This is a genomic window from Gorillibacterium timonense (assembly GCF_001457415.1).
In the GTDB taxonomy this organism is placed as follows: Bacteria; Bacillota; Bacilli; order Paenibacillales; family NBRC-103111; genus Gorillibacterium; species Gorillibacterium timonense.
The window spans coordinates 2,373,327-2,389,192 of record NZ_LN881724.1 but is presented as its reverse complement, the minus strand read 5'-3'; the positions used below and the strand labels follow the sequence as shown (position 1 = coordinate 2,389,192).

Here is a 15,866-nt window from a genome sequence, read left to right as displayed (position 1 = left end):
CCCCTTATGGTTATCGAAGCAAGAGCCAATATACCGGTATAGGTGGGAAAACGATGAAGGACGTAATGGGTGTGATCAATTTAATCAATGAGCCGGACGATCTTGAGGAATTGACGTATCATCGCGCCGTCGCTTCTGTGCCCTTTGGCGGAAGGTACCGTTTGATTGACTTCATGCTGTCGAGCATGGTGAACTCCGGGATTCGTAATGTCGCCCTGTTCACTCATGCCAAGTACCGTTCGCTGATGGACCATGTCGGCTCGGGCAAAAGCTGGGATCTCGCGCGCAAGCGCAACGGCCTATTCTTCCTGCCGCCGTCCATCGAAGAAGTTCAGGAATCACTCAAAGGCGACCTCTTTCATTTTCATAAGAACAAGGACTATTTCCTGCGCAGCTCCTGCGATTATGTCGTACTAGCCCGAAGCCATATGGTGTGCAACATCGATCTGGCCGAAGTGGTGGAGGCTCACAAAGAAACGAAGGCGGACATCACCTTGGTGTACAAGGAAGATAAGACACAGGACACGGCCCGCTGCCGCCGGATTCAAACGAACGCCGAAGGAAGGATCACCGTGCTTCAGGATCATTTCGGCCGTTCGGAGAGCGATAAGGTCTCGATGGAGATCTATGTCTTGCGAAAAGACCTGCTGCTCGATCTCGTAGAGACGTCGCTTGCGCAGGGCTATGATCATTTCGTGCGCAATGCGGTGATGAAGAACCTCGAACGGTTGGATGTCCGCGGCTATCCATTTAAAGGGTATCTGGCTGTAGTCAACTCCATTCCGGCTTACTTCCGACACAGCATGAATTTGCTCGATCCGGAGGTTTACCAGCAGCTCTTCTTCCAGCCGGCTCCTATCCTGACGAAGGTAAAGGATGAGCCGCCGACAAAATATTCGCAGCGAGCGCGCGTGAAGAACAGCCTGATCGCCAACGGCTGCGTCATCGACGGCAGCATTGAGAACTGCATTCTGTTCCGGGGCGTGAAGGTCCACGCGGGTGCGCAGCTGAAGAACTGCATCATTCTGCAAAACGGACAAGTGATGGAGCGGGCGGTCCTGCAGAATGTCATTCTGGATAAGGACGTTCGCATCACCAACGACACGACGCTGATCGGCGATCCGAAAGCGCCTTATATTGCGGAGAAATCGAAGATCATATAATGAACAAAAGTGGAGGAGGAGCCTTGCATGAATGTGTTATTCGCCGCATCGGAAGCCGTACCTTTTGTCAAATCTGGAGGTCTTGCCGATGTCATCGGCTCCTTGCCGCGAGCCTTACAGGCATCCGGAGTGGACGTCCGCATCGTTCTGCCCAAGTATGAGGAGATTCCGGCCAACATTCGCGACCAGATGGTCACGGTCAAGGAATTCAGCGTTTACGTGGGATGGAGACAGCAGTACTGCGGTCTGCAGGAGCTGGTGCATGACGGCATCCATTATTATTTTATCGACAACGAGTATTACTTTAAGCGGCAAGGCATCTATGGGTATGGAGACGATGCGGAGCGATTTGTCTTCTTCTCCCGAGCCGTATGCGAAGCGATTCAACATATGGAATTCCAGCCGGATGTGATTCATTGCCACGATTGGCAGACGGGGCTGGTTCCGTTTATTCTGAAGGCCCACTATCATCACATCGAGTCGTATCGCAGCTTCAAGACAGTCTTCACCATCCATAATCTCAAATACCAGGGGCGATTCTCAAGGGAGCTGCTGCAGGATCTACTGGGAGTGGGCGACAGCTATTTCCACAAGGAAGGGCTGGAGTTTTACGGAGATGGAAGCTGCATGAAGGGGGCTTTGGTTTACTCTGACCTGATCACGACGGTGAGCGAGACCTATGCGGAAGAAATCAAAACCCCGTATTACGGGGAAGGGCTGGATGGCATTCTCCGGGCGCGCTCCGGAGATCTGATCGGCATCGTGAATGGACTCGACAATGATTTCTACGATCCGATGAAGGACCCGGCGATTGCGGTGAACTATCGCAACTCCCTCTCCAAGAAACGGTTGAACAAGACCGCCTTTCAGGAGGAATTCGGACTTCCCGTGCGGCCGGAGATTCCGGTCATCGGGCTTGTCTCCCGGCTAGTCGAGCAGAAGGGGCTCGATCTCATCGAGCATATCCTTCATGAGCTGCTGCAGGAGGACATCCAATTCCTGCTGCTTGGCACCGGCGAGTGGAAGTATGAACAGCTGTTCAAGGATGCGGCGGGGCGTTACCCGAATAAGGTATCGGCTCACATCCGCTTTCAGGAATCGCTGGCGCACAAGATTTATGCTGCATCCGATCTGTTCCTCATGCCCTCGCAATTCGAGCCGTGTGGGTTGGGGCAGCTGATTGCCTTCCGCTACCGGACGGTTCCCGTTGTACGAGAAACCGGCGGATTGAAGGATACGGTCATTCCTTACAACGAATTCACGGGAGAAGGCACCGGCTTCAGCTTCGCCAATTACAATGCGCACGAGCTGCTGTTCACGCTGAAGCAGGCGCTCGCGGTCTATGCCGAGCCAGAGAAATGGGGAAAGCTCGTCGGCACGATCACCAAGACCGATTTCGGCTGGGGGCAAGCAGCCAAGCCGTACAAGCAGCTGTATAGCCGGCTCGTTCAGCAGTGAAGAGATAATCGGCCGTTGGCTTCGGTTTGATCGCAATAAGGATCGCTGTCCTCTCCGAGGGAGTCGGAGGGAAGCGATCCTTTCTTGTGCTTGAACGTGGCTGAGCCGAACGTTATCAAGTACATCGTAGAGGCTAACCTCGGGTAAGCGCTGTATGCGCTCCGGGGATAGCCTCTTTTTCATCCCGCCGCCTATTCTTCCGCGAATGCCGTGCCGGGCATGAACCCATTGCGGGGATTCGCATATGCTGACAGTACGAACCAGCGAAAGGAGATTCCCGAGTGACCGATCAACGAAAAACGAAGTCAAACGTGATCTATCAGGCGAATCCTGACGTGATGAAGGCCGTTCGGACCATGCAGGATCAGCTCGCGGAGATTGGCCAGAAGCATCTGAATAAACCGGTGCGAGTCCAGACGGTCAAGGGTGAGGTCTATGACGGAATCATTGCCCACGTCGATGAAACCCACTTGTATTTGAATGCAGTTCAACCTTTGAAGATGGACCGGGCTTATTATCCTCCGTTTGGACCAAATCCGAATGTCATATTGCCGCTTGCCTTGTATAACCTGCTTGTTCTTACTCTCCTTATTTAACCTATAAAGAAAGCATGGTGAATCGAATGGCGTACGTTTATCCGGAGCATTTACCTGAGGAAGGAGAAACCCGGACCGTGACGGTTCCTTCCGCAGCGGGCAGCACATCTGGCTTCATGCCGCCTCCCCGCCCGGGCTGGAATCCGTGGAACCCATGGAATCCATGGAATCCATGGAACCCGTGGAATCCCTGGCAGCAGTGGAATCCTTGGCATCCGTGGAACCCCTGGCATCCTTGGCCAGGCGGCGGTCATGGCGGCCCCTGGGGTCCTGGAGGACCCGGCGGTCCCGGAGGTCCCGGAGGTCCTGGAGGACCTGGCGGTCCCGGTGGTCCTTGGGGTCCGGGCGGTCCTGGTGGACCGGGTGGTCCTTGGGGTCCGGGCGGTCCCGGTGGACCAGGAGGCCCTGGCGGGCCGGGCGGAGTACCTCGTCCTCCAATGGGAGGACCGCGCGAATAAGGCAGCCGAGAACCCTGTTATTCCCTTCCCTTGCGGAAGCTGGAATGACAGGGTTTTCGGTTTGAGATGCATCTCCGTTTCCTTTGATGTAAACTGGAAGAAGCTTCTGTGAGACGAGTTGGCGTAGAAGCGATCAATTGGCTGGAAGAAGAGGATTGCGAATGAACTTTGCCTATGTGGAGAAATTGTTCGAAATCTATGGATACGGTGTGTTGTTCGCCGGGCTGTTTCTGGAATTTATTGCCTTGCCCTTTCCCGGAGAAACGACGCTTACCTATTCCGGTTACTTGTCCTACAAAGGGATTCTTCATCTCGCCCCTGTGATCGGGATCGGCTTCATCGGGACAAGCCTGGGCATGACCTTAACTTATTGGATCGGGCGAAGCGCCGGCATGCCCTTTCTTAATAAGTATGGAAAATGGATACTCCTCACCCCCGCCAAACTGTTGAAAACCCGAAGATGGTTTTTGCGGTATGGCCCCAAGCTGCTGTTTATCGGTTATTTCATTCCGGGAGTGCGCCATTTCACCGGGTATCTGTCCGGAATTATGGGCATACCGTTTCGAACCTTCATCCTGTATACCTATTTAGGCGCCTTGTTTTGGGTTGCCAGCTTTGCGTTCTTGGGGTTTGGTTTTGGCCCGCGCTGGGAAAGCGTGTTTCACTTGATTGAGCTTCACGGCTGGAAAGTCTTTGTCGTACTCGGCACACTCGGGCTGCTGGTCGTTGTCTATCGAATGCTGCGGATGAAGAGAGCGGGGGGCAGCGCCTGAACCGGGATGAATCCCTTCCGCATCGAGATGGAAAGTCTCCCGATGAACAAGCGTGGATCGTGAATCATCAAGCGAAATCGATTAGAACAAGGCGCTATCCAGCATGAAATGGAAAGCGCCTTGTTCGTTGTCTGCTTCGGGATTATTGTTCGTTAAGCCGCTCGTCCTCCGGTATCCGAATGAAGGTTGGGAAGAAAGGTGCAATCGGGTATCCGAAAAAGAGAAAACCGTGATCTACACGACAAGCGTGTTCATCACGGTTATACATGGGCTTAAGCAGACAACAACCTGGAACCTGTCCGAATCGAGTAACAGCTTAGAAGGATAGCTTCTCGATCGCCGCTTTCTTCGTGTTGACGGAATGGAGCCAGGCCACGTCGAATTTGGGCTGCCGGTCGAAGTCATAGAGGCCGTTCTGTTCTTGCATGACATCGGTGAGCTGCGTATAGCAGAATGCGCAGATCTTCGAGTTATCCAGCAGGGCGTTGATCATTCCTTCATAGCGGTAGATGAATTCCTCCTTGTCCGCTGGCTTTTGGCCATACCCCCAACCACCGTCATCCCGGGTTTCGTTCCAATAGATTCCCCCGAATTCCGAGACGAAATAGGGCTGTCCCTCATAGGTTTCATGCTCAGGGAAGTTTTGGAACACCTCGCCGCCATTCACCAGCGCCTCATACCTCTTCGCGAACGTCACCGGGTCCTGATCATAATCGTGAACGTCATAAATGTCCGTGATCGCATGGACATAGCCGCTGGTGTCGATTACAGGTCGCGTAGGATCAATCGCTTTCGTTACGTCATAGACGGTTCGGAACAAGGAAGCGAGCCGCCCGGTTCCGGTTTCGTTAAACGGGCACCATCCGACGATGGCGGGGTGGTTATAATCGCGCTCCAATTCTTCGATCCACTCCGGCAGCATAGCCTGCAACGCCCGCGGATCACTCTCGCTTAACCCCCAATTGGGGTACTCCCCCCATACGAGATAGCCCTTCCGGTCCGCATGATAGAGGAGGCGGGGCTCGAAAATTTTCATGTGCAGCCGAGCGCCGTTGAAGCCGGCAGCCATGGCGAGGTCGATATCCTTCTCAAGCGCTTCATCCGAAGGGGCGGTATAGATGCCGTCGGGATAATAACCCTGATCAAGGATCAGCCGTTGGAACACCGGGACGCCATTGATCTCGATTGCTCCACCATGGATCTCCACCTTCCGCATTCCGAAATAGCTCTCAACTCGATCTTCGCCGATCTGCAGGACAAGGTCGTACAGCACAGGCGACCCTGGATTCCACAGCTTCGGATCGGCTATCGGCAGGGTGAATTCCACATGCGTTCCTGTTGTCTTGGCCTTCACGCTGGAGACGCAATTGCCATCAAGCGTTGCTTCCGCTGATAGAAGCTGACCGCCTGCATATTCGTTTAGAACCGCCAGCCCGCGCAAGCACTCGTTGTCGACATCGGGAGTCAGTCGCAGCTTTTGGATATAGAGGGAAGGGACGTGCTCAAGCCAAACCGTCTGCCAAATGCCGGTACTGCGGGTGTAGAGACAGCTGAAGTTGTGATATTCGGGAGATTGCTTCCCGGTGGGCTGCAACGGATTCTTCACATCATCGAAGGCGCGTACGACGACGACGTTCTCGCCGTCCTGTACCAAGGCGGTCACATCCAGCGCAAAGGGAGTATAGCCACCGTTATGAGTACCCGCCTTCTTGCCGTTGACCCAAACGTCGGCGGTATAATCCACTGCGCCAAAGTGGAGCAGGGTACGTCCACTTGTCTGCCATTCCGGCTTAACGGCAAAGGTGCGGCGGTACCAGACCGTCTGCATGAAGTCGGTATCCTCGATACCGGACAGCCTGGATTCCGGTGCAAACGGAACGATGATCTTGTCTTGTAAGGTTGTACGGTTGTAGAATTTGCGCTCGACACCGGAGTTTCCGGGATCTTTTTCAAATTCCCATTCTCCATTCAGGTTCATCCATTGATCCCGTTTCAGGTCTGGGCGGGGGTATTCTGGTCTTGGTATTGTCACGATCGTGCACCGTTCCTTTCTCTATATGGGTTTTGATTTCGCTTTCATTATCTCTCGCGTTCCCGTATAGTTGAATGAGGAAATCACGCGAAGAAGTGAGGAATATGCGCATGCATGAGGAAATCGTCTACTGTAATGCAAACGAGGGAGAGGCCTTCCTGCAGATTGAACTGGCAGGAACCTCTTACTGCGACGGAACCTATAGCATTCGTCGCGAGCGCTCCGGTTGTCATGTGCTGGAATACGTCGAGAGCGGTTCCGGCACGATTATCTGCGAAGGGCAAGCTCTGCATCCGGAGGCAGGCAGCGCTTATTTCCTGAAGCGGGATGAACCTCATTGGTACCGTTCTTCCGCCCATGACCCTTGGGTTAAGCATTTCATCAATGTTCGCGGGACGCTCGCTGACAACTTGATCGCTGCCTATGGCCTTCACAGCGGACTCTTCCCGCACTGCCGCGTTTCCGCTTGCTTTGAGACCATCTTCTCCCTTTTGCGCGGGGGCGTAGAGGAGAACAAGTCGCTCTTGCCCATCGCCTTTCATGAGCTGGTGGCAGCGATCGCGGCCAGTCGGACGAAGACGGAGTCATCCGATGCCGAAAAGATCAAGCTGTACCTGGATGAGCATATCCGCAGCCCCATTCGGCTTCCCGATCTTTCCCGGCTGGTGTTCAAGTCTCCGTCGCAGGTGATCCGCATCTTTAAGCGTGAGTACGGACAGAGCCCCTATCATTATCTGACCCAGCGGAGACTGAGCACCGCTTCTCTGCTTTTGCAAAATACGAATATGGGCATCCGCCAGATTGCGCTAGAGCTGCAGTTCGCGGACGAGCATTATTTTTCGAATGCGTTTAAACGATTTGCTGGACGTTCTCCGAGCCACTTCCGCAAGGAAAGCGGCGGACCGAGGTGAATGCAAGGCGTGTCGCGGAGATGACGCTTGATATAGATAACGATGAAGGAGGATGGTTGAAAACCAATCAAAAATAGTCATTTACAAATATATATGATATATATATTATAATTAATGATACAGCGCTCTTTTTTTGATCTCGATCACTGCCGCCCCGTCAGGGGTTGTATTGGCCAAAGCAAAAAAGAAGCGCTTTTTTCTTGAATGCCTACGTTTTGTTTGCATTAGGAGGCGATTCGGCTAAATAGCTAGGATTGCAGTGGAGCGGGTGGTTGTTAACGAAAAGGGGGAACTTCTGTTGAAAAAGTTTGCGTGGGCTGCAGCGGCTGCCATTCTGGTCCTTGCTGTCGTTGCCGCTTCTTTCATTTGGCCAAAGAAGACGTTGGGAGTGAACTGGCCCAAAGATCAGGCGCTGCCTTCCTTCAAGACGCCGGCGCCGACGCTGGATTTCGTGAACTACCAGGAAAAGCTAGTCTATGAAGGAGAGAATACCGATTACGAACACGAGACGGGGCAGGCGGACGGAAGTGCTTGGAAGGCTGTGACCGGGATCGACAAGCCGGGAGCGCTTCTGTTCGATGCCAAAACGATTACCGATCTCCCTGCAGGCGAGACGAAAGGTACCTTCGTCCTGAGCGTGGACCATTTTGCCGACGAGAACGGGGTAGTGGCGACGCTCGTCGTGAAAGATGAACAATCCGGTGTCGAGCTTGGCAAGCTGGACGTGAATGCCTGGGACTTCAACAATCTGAACAGCGGCCACTCCTTCGATGTCCCGTTTACGGTTCCCGAATCCGGTCACCCGCTTGAGTTCCAGGTGATCTGGACGGGACATTCGACTCTTGTCTTCGATAAGGTCGAATTCTCGTCACCGAGCCGGGCGGAAGAGGTAGCGATGTTCTACACCTTGCAGGGACTGGTGAATAAGACCGAACCGCGCATGTACAAAAATGACGGCTCGTCCACCGCAGCCTTCTGGCTGGATGCGCTCAAGCTGGACTACAAGCCGGTCAAGGATATTTGGACGCTGCTCGACAAGTACCGTTCCGCTAGTAAAGGGCTCGTCGTCTACGATCCCGATGTGCCGGACACCTATAACCTCGCTACGACGATCGCCGGCTTGAAGGAAGCGCTGGTCGTCTCGCCCTCCCTGGTCGAGAAGCTGTCTGGCGAGCCCTACCGCTATCCGATCCTAGACGATTTGCGCGGCAAATACAAAACGAACCTCGATGTTTACAGCGATCTCTACGACCATTATTGGAGCCAGACAACCCATCGGGTAATTGTCGGTCTCACGCCGGAGATGAAGACGAACCTGCGCGAATACGCCATCGCCATTCAAGCCTCTGTGATTTGGCTGAATCCCGATGTGCCGGAAGAAGAGAAGCTCCTCAGCAAATTCTTCGCCGATATGCCATCCGGGTCCGGGCTCTATCTCGGTTGGTGGCCGGAGGAAGGAGCCGGCGTTCGGGAGACTTCCAAGTTTGGATTGGCCACTGTCGCAGCCGATTGGTCCGCCAACCTGACGGTATTAAGCGGTACTTCGCGAGAGATCACACCGCCTAAACCGACGCCGACGAAACCTAAGCTGGAGAACAAAGCGTATGTAGCCTATTTCCTGAGCGACGGTGACAATCTGCAGTATATGGAAGGAGCCTTCCGAAGCTATTGGTCTTCTCCCGACAGGGGAGAAGTTCCATTGGGATGGACTGTCTCTCCTCTGATGGTCGATGCAATGCCCGGAGTGCTCGATTACTTGAATCGAACGGCCACGGACAACGATGTGCTCGTCTCCGGACCATCGGGTCTCGGCTATACCTATCCAGTCAACTGGTCGGACGATGAGGGGTTGGCTTCGTTTTACATGCGGACGAATGATTATATGAAGCGAGCCGGATTGCGGGTCTTGACCATCTGGAACGGCGTCACCGCCAAAATGGACGAACGATCGGCGAACGTGATCGCCAAGTATGCGCCATCGCTCCTCGGCTTCACTTCCCAAGGGAACACCGGCCAGATCAGCGTGTATGATCAATCCATGCCCATGCAGGAACTGAATAAGGGATATGGCTCCACCGAAGGAGACCTCATCAATCCGGTGCAGGGCGCGATGAAGAAATGGGATCGGAAGTCTCCTCTGTTTGTTGGCGTTCAGGTCGATCCCTGGCATACGACCTATGCGAATTTTGTCAACGCTTACCAGCACCTGAAGGATGATCCTGAGATCGTGTTCGTCCGACCGGACGTCTATTTCGAGTTGATTCGGCAAAGCAAGGGTCTCCCGGTCGATCCGGCCTCTTAAACTCGTTTGACGAAAAGCCATAAATGATATATGATTTTTCTTATCAATATCAATTACGGGAGCAAAACCATGTTAAACGATCGACAACCGCTTTACATGCAAATCCAAGACTATTTCAAGGATCAGATCAAGAACGGACAACTGCAGACAGGCGATAAAATACCGGCGGAAAAGGAATTGATGGAGCGGTTCGATGTGAGCCGGATCACAGTGGCGAACGCTCTCGTTCAATTAGCGAAGGACGGCTGGATTTATCGCATCCCCGGCCGCGGCAGCTTCGTGAGTGAGCCGACATTGGAGTCCAGGACTGTCCGCCAGGCGGATGCGGCCGTGATACCTTCGACCGATGCAGCGGTGCCTCTGCGGCCTACGCGAACGAAGAAGCGAATGATCGGGCTGATCATCCCGACGATGACGGATTACTTTGCCATCCGGCTCATTTCAGGCATCAGCCGAGTGCTATCCGACAGAGGCTATTACCTGTACATTGCGCTCACCCACAACTCGATTGAGACGGAGAAGATTCTGATCCAGGAATGCCTGGCCAACGAGACGGCCGGCCTGATCATTTTTCCGAGCGACGCGGAGACTTACAACGAAGAGATTCTGGCGCTCAAAATGGCCAATTATCCCTTTGTGCTGATCGATCGGTATATGGCGGGCGTGGAGACGAATTTTGTGTGCACGAACGGCATGAACGGCGCCAAGCTGGCGCTTAGCCATCTCTGGGAATTGGGTCACCGAGACATTGCCATCTGCTCGGACACACCCTTGCCGACGATTACCGTCAGCGACCGGATCAACGGCTATATGGAAGGGCTGAAGGAGCACGGTGCGCTGATTAATCCGGCGATGATTCTGACCGATTTTGCGGTCAACTACTCCGAGCTTGATCCCAAACATCCGCTGTATCGCTTCATTCGCAACCGCATGGCGACCGCCTACATCACCTTGAATGCTCGGCTCGGGGTTTACATTTCCACAGTTGCCAAGCAGATCGGGCTGCGTGCACCGGAGGATCTTTCGATCGTCACCTTTGACGATCCGTCTTCCGGCTTTGACGAATTCGGAACCTACACGCACATCTCCCAATCGGAAGAACGGATGGGGCGGGAAGCAGCCGAGATTTTGGTCGATCTTTTGGAAGAGAAGGCAAGGCCGGCCAAATACAGTAAAATCGTTCTGGAACCGGAGCTGGTGATGCGCTCTTCCACTGGGCCTGTACCCAAGGTGAAATGACAGCGTGCATTCGCAAAAGGACATACCGTTTCTTAGTGTAACTGTAACCAAAAAAAAGAGTCGATCCCCTCTAATCCTCAATTCTGCCTCCAGGCGGATTGAGGATTTTTTATTGACGTTATGATATAAATGACATATTATGATTATGTAATATAGTGCAGATAAGGAGAATGGCTATGCAAACGGAGCGACAACCGCTATACATGCAGATCCAGGACTTTTTTCGACAGCGAATTGTAAGCGGTCTCTTGAAGCCGAACGACAGGATTCCGCCGGAAAAGGAGCTGATGGAGCAGTTCGGCGTAAGCCGGATCACGGTCGCCAATGCGTTGACCCAACTGGCGGAGGAAGGGTGGATTTATCGCATTCCAGGGAAGGGCAGCTTTGTCAAGGAAGGTGCTGGAAGTGGTGAGCTCGCCGCATCCGGCAGCGTGAGGCTTATACCGGATGAGCTGGCTACGGCTGCAGAGGAACGGGATCGACAGTCCGGCAGAAGGAAAATGATCGGCCTCATCCTGCCGATGCTGGAAGATCACTTTGCTTTGCGTCTGATTTCCGGTATCGATGAGATCCTGAGCGCGAGAGGCTACTCTCTCTTTGTTGCCTTGAGCAACAACTCGATCGAGATAGAGAAACGTCTGATCCTGGAATGTCTGGAGAAGGGGACGGCGGGATTGCTCATCTTCCCGTCCGATGCGGAAACCTATAACGAAGAAATCTTGGCGCTGAAGTTAGCTAATTATCCGTTCGTGCTGATCGACCGGACGCTTCCAGGCATCGAAACGAATTATGTGTGCGCGGACAGCATGAGCGGGACGAAGCTGGCCTTCCATCACCTTTGGAGCCTGGGGCACCGGAAGATTGCGATCTGCTCTGATACGCCGCTTCCGACCATTACCGTAAGCGATCGCATCAACGGATATATGGAGGCGGCCAAGGAGCATGGAGCTTTGATCGATCCGGCGCTGATTCTCACGGACTTTCGGGTGGACTATTCCGATTTCAATGAGCAGCACCCCTTGCATCAGTTCATCCAAAACCAAACCGCAACCGCTTTCATAACGCTTAATGCTCGGCTCGGGGTTTACCTTTCTCATGCAGCCAAGCAAGTGGGACTGCGGGTTCCAGAAGATGTATCGGTACTAACCTTTGATGACCCGTCATCCGGATACGACGAATTTGGGACATACACGCACATTTCCCAGTCAGAGAAGAAAATGGGGCGGGAAGCGGCGGCGATTCTGCTTGACCAGCTGGAATCCTCACCTTCGCATGGACATCGCCCTTACAGCAAAATCATCCTGCTGCCTGAACTGGTTGTACGAAATTCAACCGCTCGCTGGCGAGGAGAGAAAGCTAGTCAAACATGACTGGAAAAATAGCATTGACCATTATAATAATATTATATATATTTAATATGCATAAATGATGATAGGAGGGAATCGAATGGAACCACTTGTTCCATTGCAGCACAAAACCCAATCCAAACAGAAGAGCTTTTACATTCGCCACAAGGACGCCATTGTGGCGGCGATTATTCTCGGACCGATGCTGGTATGGTGGGCTGTCGTCAGCCTTTTTCCTACGTTGTTCGGGTTTGTCCTCGGCTTCTTCGATTGGGTTGGCATTCAGTCCAAACCAAAATTCATTTGGTTTGATAACTACATCCGGTTCTTTCACGACCCGATGTATTACGAGGCTCTCTGGCGATCCGTCTGGATGGGCGGGCTTGTGACGGTCGTAACGCTGGCCGCCGGCTTCGGAGCGGCGCTGCTTATGAACATGCCGCTCTTCGGTAAAGGGATCTATCGTTCGATCTGGTATATACCGGCGGTAACTTCGACGGTTGCGACAACTCAGATCTTCAACTTTTTCCTCGATCCGAATAATGGAATCATCAACAACCTCCTCAAAAAGTTCGGCCACGAGCCGATCGTCTGGGCTTTTTCCGTACCATGGAGCATCTTCTGGATCGTCGTCTACTCGGCTTGGAAGGGCGTCGGCGGCTCGGCGCTCATCTGGCTGGCGGGCCTTCAATCCGTGGACGCGACCCTCTATGAAGCGGCTGAGATCGACGGCGCCAATAAGCGCCAAAAGCTGAAGCATGTAACGCTTCCCGGCTTGAAGCCGATCGCGACCTACATCATCATCACCAGCCTGATCGGAGCGATCCAGATCTACGAGCAGGTGATGTTCCTGACCGGCGGTGGTCCTTACGGGAAGACCGAGGTGCTCGTCTTCCGAATTTACCGAGATGCGTTCTGGGATTTCAACCTCGGGATGGCAGGCACGTCCTCGGTGGTCATGGCGCTGATCGTCATCTTCGTCACCGTCCTCTATTATCGCAAGCAGACGAAGGATGATCGCAGCATGACCATCCCGATCACGAGCAGGAAGGGGAGATAGACCATGGCAGCAACCGCTCTATCCACAAAAACCACCAGGCGCAGGATCAAGACCAGTCATCTGCTGGCTCATCTCGTGCTTGCCGGGGTCGGCTTCACCCTGCTGTACCCTTTGATCTTTATGATCATGGCCGGCTTTTTCACCAAGGATGAATTCGCGAGCCGCATTCTCGGCTTGTTTCCGATTGCTCATGAGCCGACCTGGTGGAACTTCAAGGTGCTGGTTATGGGCTCCTCGGATAGTCACATTCAGCTCTACGTTCGCAATTCGTTGATCCGGACGATCTACAGCACGATCTGCGCGGTGCTGACTTCCTTTCTGGGCGGTTACGCGTTCGGACGACTGCGCTTTAAGGGAAAGGAAGGCTTGTTTCTCGCCCTGCTTGCGACCCAGATGATTCCAGGCGTCGTGGCTTTGATGCCGACCTACCTGCAGCTCGCCCGCTGGCCGTTTGCTGGTGGAAACGACGTTTTCACTGGAGGAACGGGGATTTTGAACACCTGGTGGGTCTATTTGATCGGCGGACCGGCGATCAACATCATGGGTACGTTCCTGGTGAAGCAGTCCATGGAAAAGGTGCCGATTGAACTTGATGAAGCGGCAAAGGTCGATGGCGCGGGTCCCTTCCGCATTCTCTTCCAGGTGTTGTTCCCGCTACAGCTTCCTATTATGGCTTATATAGCGATTACGACAGCACTCGGAACCTGGAATGACTTTGCAACCCCCTTTTTCTATACCAGCAGCGACCGTTTGCAAACCTTACCCGCCGCCATCACGCGGTTGACGGCAGCGGCGACTGGCGCGTTCGGCACGCCCAACTACCCGCTGATCATTACGCTCGGACTAGGAACGACGATCCCCGCGCTCCTGATCTTCTTCTTCTTCCAAAAGTACATTGTGCAGGGATTGGCGAATACCGGTATCAAAGGATAAAAAGATTCAAATGACATATGTAAAACATATTGAATATTAAAATAATATATGATATGTTGTTTGTGTAAACGCTTTATCACAATAACTTGGAGGGGTTCTCATGAAGAAGAACAATGTGGCAGTTCTCGCCGTCACAGCCTTGCTGGCAACGAGTCTTGCCGGCTGCGGCGGAGGGACTAAGGAAAGCAACAGTCCGAGTCCAAGCGCGACCGATTCAACCTCACCCTCGGCTGCGGCGACGGATGCGGCGACTGCCTCGACAGCGCCTACGGCTGCAAGCGGCGCTCCTGTAACGATCACCGTTTTAAGTGAAGGCTCGACGAACATCGGTTCCGGTAACTTGGCCGATCTGTTTGCCCCGAAGGAAGAGGAGCTGAAGGGCAAAGGCATCAGCGTCGAATACACCCCGGGTAAATCGTTCGCGGTCGATGCTTTCGGCTACCTGTTCAACAAATCCATGTACAACCAACTGCAAGCGAAGAACATCAGCGTTAATTATGAAGACTGGGGCTGGGCCGACAATCTGATCCAGAAGGAAACGGCTGCTTTCTTGGCCCAAAACGTTCCTGATTTGATCGTAGGGGAAACGCAGATGCCGGGATTCGCCCAACAAGGGTTGCTTGAACCGTTCCCGGATGATCTCGCGAACGAGATTCGGGATAAGGTAGTAGAAGCGTCCTGGAAGCCAATGGAGTACAACGGCAAGATTTACGGTTTGGCCGCACAGCCAGGCGTCAGCAGCCTGTTCTGGAACAAGAAGCTGGTCAAGGAAGCAGGGATCGATCCCGATAAGGCTCCCGCGAGCTGGGAGGAACTGCTGGACAACATCAAGAAGGTCACGGCCGCAGGCAAAGGCAAGTATTACGGCGGCGGTGTCTATGCCGGAGCGAACGCCGGCGGGTATCTCCGTTTCGGTCCGTTGCTCGTCATCAATGGCGGCGGCTTCGCGACCGACGGACAGCCTGCCTTCAACACGGCCCAGAATGTGGAGACGGTCCAGTTCCTGCGCGATTTGAACGCCAACTTCCCTCCGGGCGTCATGGTCGCCACGAGTGAAGGAACTTTCTTCGACGCTTGGTATAAGGGACAGCTCGCCTACAACATCGACGGCCCTTGGGGAGCGCAGCAATCTCGGGATAAGGGAATTGATGTCGGAATGGCTCCAATCCCGCTCTCGCCGAACGGCAAGGCCGGGAACATCACGATCGGCGCGGCGTTCTATTCGGTTCCGAAGGACGCCAAGAACAAGGAAGCGGCGTTTGAATACATCAAAACGATGTTCAGCAAGGAAATTCAACAAATTGTCGCCGACTCCAACAACCGCTCGCCGGTCTTGAAGGAAGTTGCCGACAGCGCCGATTACAAGGCCCAGCATCCCGAGATGTATAACCACTACCTGGCGATGAGCGGCAACGTTCAAGGTCTGCCGACCTTTGCGAAGGACAATTCCAAAGCGTGGCAAACCTTTGGCGATGCGGTCGTCAAGTCCATCATGACAAAGGGAGATATCCAGGCGATTCTGGATGACGCCCAGAAGAAAGCGGAATCCGTAACCAAATAAAGAATGAAACGCGGGATGAGGAGAGCGGGCGGGT

Annotated in this window: 14 protein-coding genes; 13 read left to right on the top strand and 1 reads right to left on the bottom strand. The window is 53.6% G+C overall.

Translation table 11 applies throughout. The annotated features are described in order from the left end of the window. Positions 1–53: 53 nt before the first annotated feature. From glgD to BN2684_RS24640, 6 genes are all read left to right on the top strand, one after another. Complete coding sequence (gene glgD, locus BN2684_RS23565) at positions 54–1,163, top strand: glucose-1-phosphate adenylyltransferase subunit GlgD (protein ID WP_058304507.1); 1,110 nt, start codon at positions 54–56, stop codon at positions 1,161–1,163. Positions 1,164–1,190: 27 nt separating this feature from the next. Then, positions 1,191–2,621, top strand: coding sequence for a glycogen synthase GlgA (glgA, locus tag BN2684_RS23560; RefSeq protein WP_058304506.1), 1,431 nt, complete (start codon positions 1,191–1,193; stop codon positions 2,619–2,621). A gap of 281 nt (positions 2,622–2,902) precedes the next feature. After that, the gene (locus tag BN2684_RS23555) at positions 2,903–3,217 is read left to right on the top strand and encodes a hypothetical protein (protein ID WP_058304505.1); all 315 of its coding nucleotides are present in this window, start codon (positions 2,903–2,905) and stop codon (positions 3,215–3,217) included. A gap of 252 nt (positions 3,218–3,469) precedes the next feature. After that, the gene (locus BN2684_RS25135; RefSeq protein ID WP_058304504.1) at positions 3,470–3,787 is read left to right on the top strand and encodes a hypothetical protein; all 318 of its coding nucleotides are present in this window, start codon (positions 3,470–3,472) and stop codon (positions 3,785–3,787) included. 49 nt (positions 3,788–3,836) lie between these two features. Beyond that, positions 3,837–4,448: a DedA family protein gene (locus tag BN2684_RS23545; RefSeq protein WP_058304503.1), complete on the top strand. Its 612-nt coding sequence runs from the start codon at positions 3,837–3,839 to the stop codon at positions 4,446–4,448. Positions 4,449–4,551: 103 nt separating this feature from the next. After that, positions 4,552–4,776: a hypothetical protein gene (locus BN2684_RS24640; protein WP_148450064.1), complete on the top strand. Its 225-nt coding sequence runs from the start codon at positions 4,552–4,554 to the stop codon at positions 4,774–4,776. On the opposite strand, the gene BN2684_RS23540 is transcribed toward BN2684_RS24640, so the two are convergent. Continuing rightward, complete coding sequence (locus BN2684_RS23540; protein ID WP_082652157.1) at positions 4,765–6,426, bottom strand: glycoside hydrolase family 2 protein; 1,662 nt, start codon at positions 6,424–6,426, stop codon at positions 4,765–4,767. The genes BN2684_RS24640 and BN2684_RS23540 overlap by 12 nt on opposite strands. 158 nt (positions 6,427–6,584) lie before the next feature. Here BN2684_RS23540 and BN2684_RS23535 point away from each other — a divergent pair, with 158 nt between their 5' ends. The 7 genes from BN2684_RS23535 (at position 6,585) to BN2684_RS23505 (ending at position 15,832) form a co-directional block, all read left to right on the top strand. After that, complete coding sequence (locus BN2684_RS23535; RefSeq protein ID WP_058304501.1) at positions 6,585–7,391, top strand: helix-turn-helix transcriptional regulator; 807 nt, start codon at positions 6,585–6,587, stop codon at positions 7,389–7,391. A 298-nt stretch (positions 7,392–7,689) separates the two neighbouring features. Continuing rightward, on the top strand, positions 7,690–9,693 hold the full coding sequence (locus tag BN2684_RS23530) for a GxGYxYP domain-containing protein (protein WP_148450062.1): 2,004 nt from the start codon (positions 7,690–7,692) through the stop codon (positions 9,691–9,693). Between the two features lie 69 nt (positions 9,694–9,762). Next, the gene (locus BN2684_RS23525; protein ID WP_058304700.1) at positions 9,763–10,932 is read left to right on the top strand and encodes a GntR family transcriptional regulator; all 1,170 of its coding nucleotides are present in this window, start codon (positions 9,763–9,765) and stop codon (positions 10,930–10,932) included. A 176-nt stretch (positions 10,933–11,108) separates the two neighbouring features. Further along, complete coding sequence (locus tag BN2684_RS23520; protein WP_058304499.1) at positions 11,109–12,302, top strand: GntR family transcriptional regulator; 1,194 nt, start codon at positions 11,109–11,111, stop codon at positions 12,300–12,302. A gap of 76 nt (positions 12,303–12,378) precedes the next feature. Then, entirely contained in the window at positions 12,379–13,338 is a 960-nt protein-coding gene (locus BN2684_RS23515; protein WP_234340308.1) for a carbohydrate ABC transporter permease, read from the top strand. A gap of 3 nt (positions 13,339–13,341) precedes the next feature. Beyond that, positions 13,342–14,271: a carbohydrate ABC transporter permease gene (locus BN2684_RS23510; RefSeq protein WP_058304497.1), complete on the top strand. Its 930-nt coding sequence runs from the start codon at positions 13,342–13,344 to the stop codon at positions 14,269–14,271. Positions 14,272–14,371: 100 nt separating this feature from the next. Further along, positions 14,372–15,832: a sugar ABC transporter substrate-binding protein gene (locus BN2684_RS23505; protein ID WP_058304496.1), complete on the top strand. Its 1,461-nt coding sequence runs from the start codon at positions 14,372–14,374 to the stop codon at positions 15,830–15,832. Positions 15,833–15,866 lie beyond the last annotated feature (34 nt).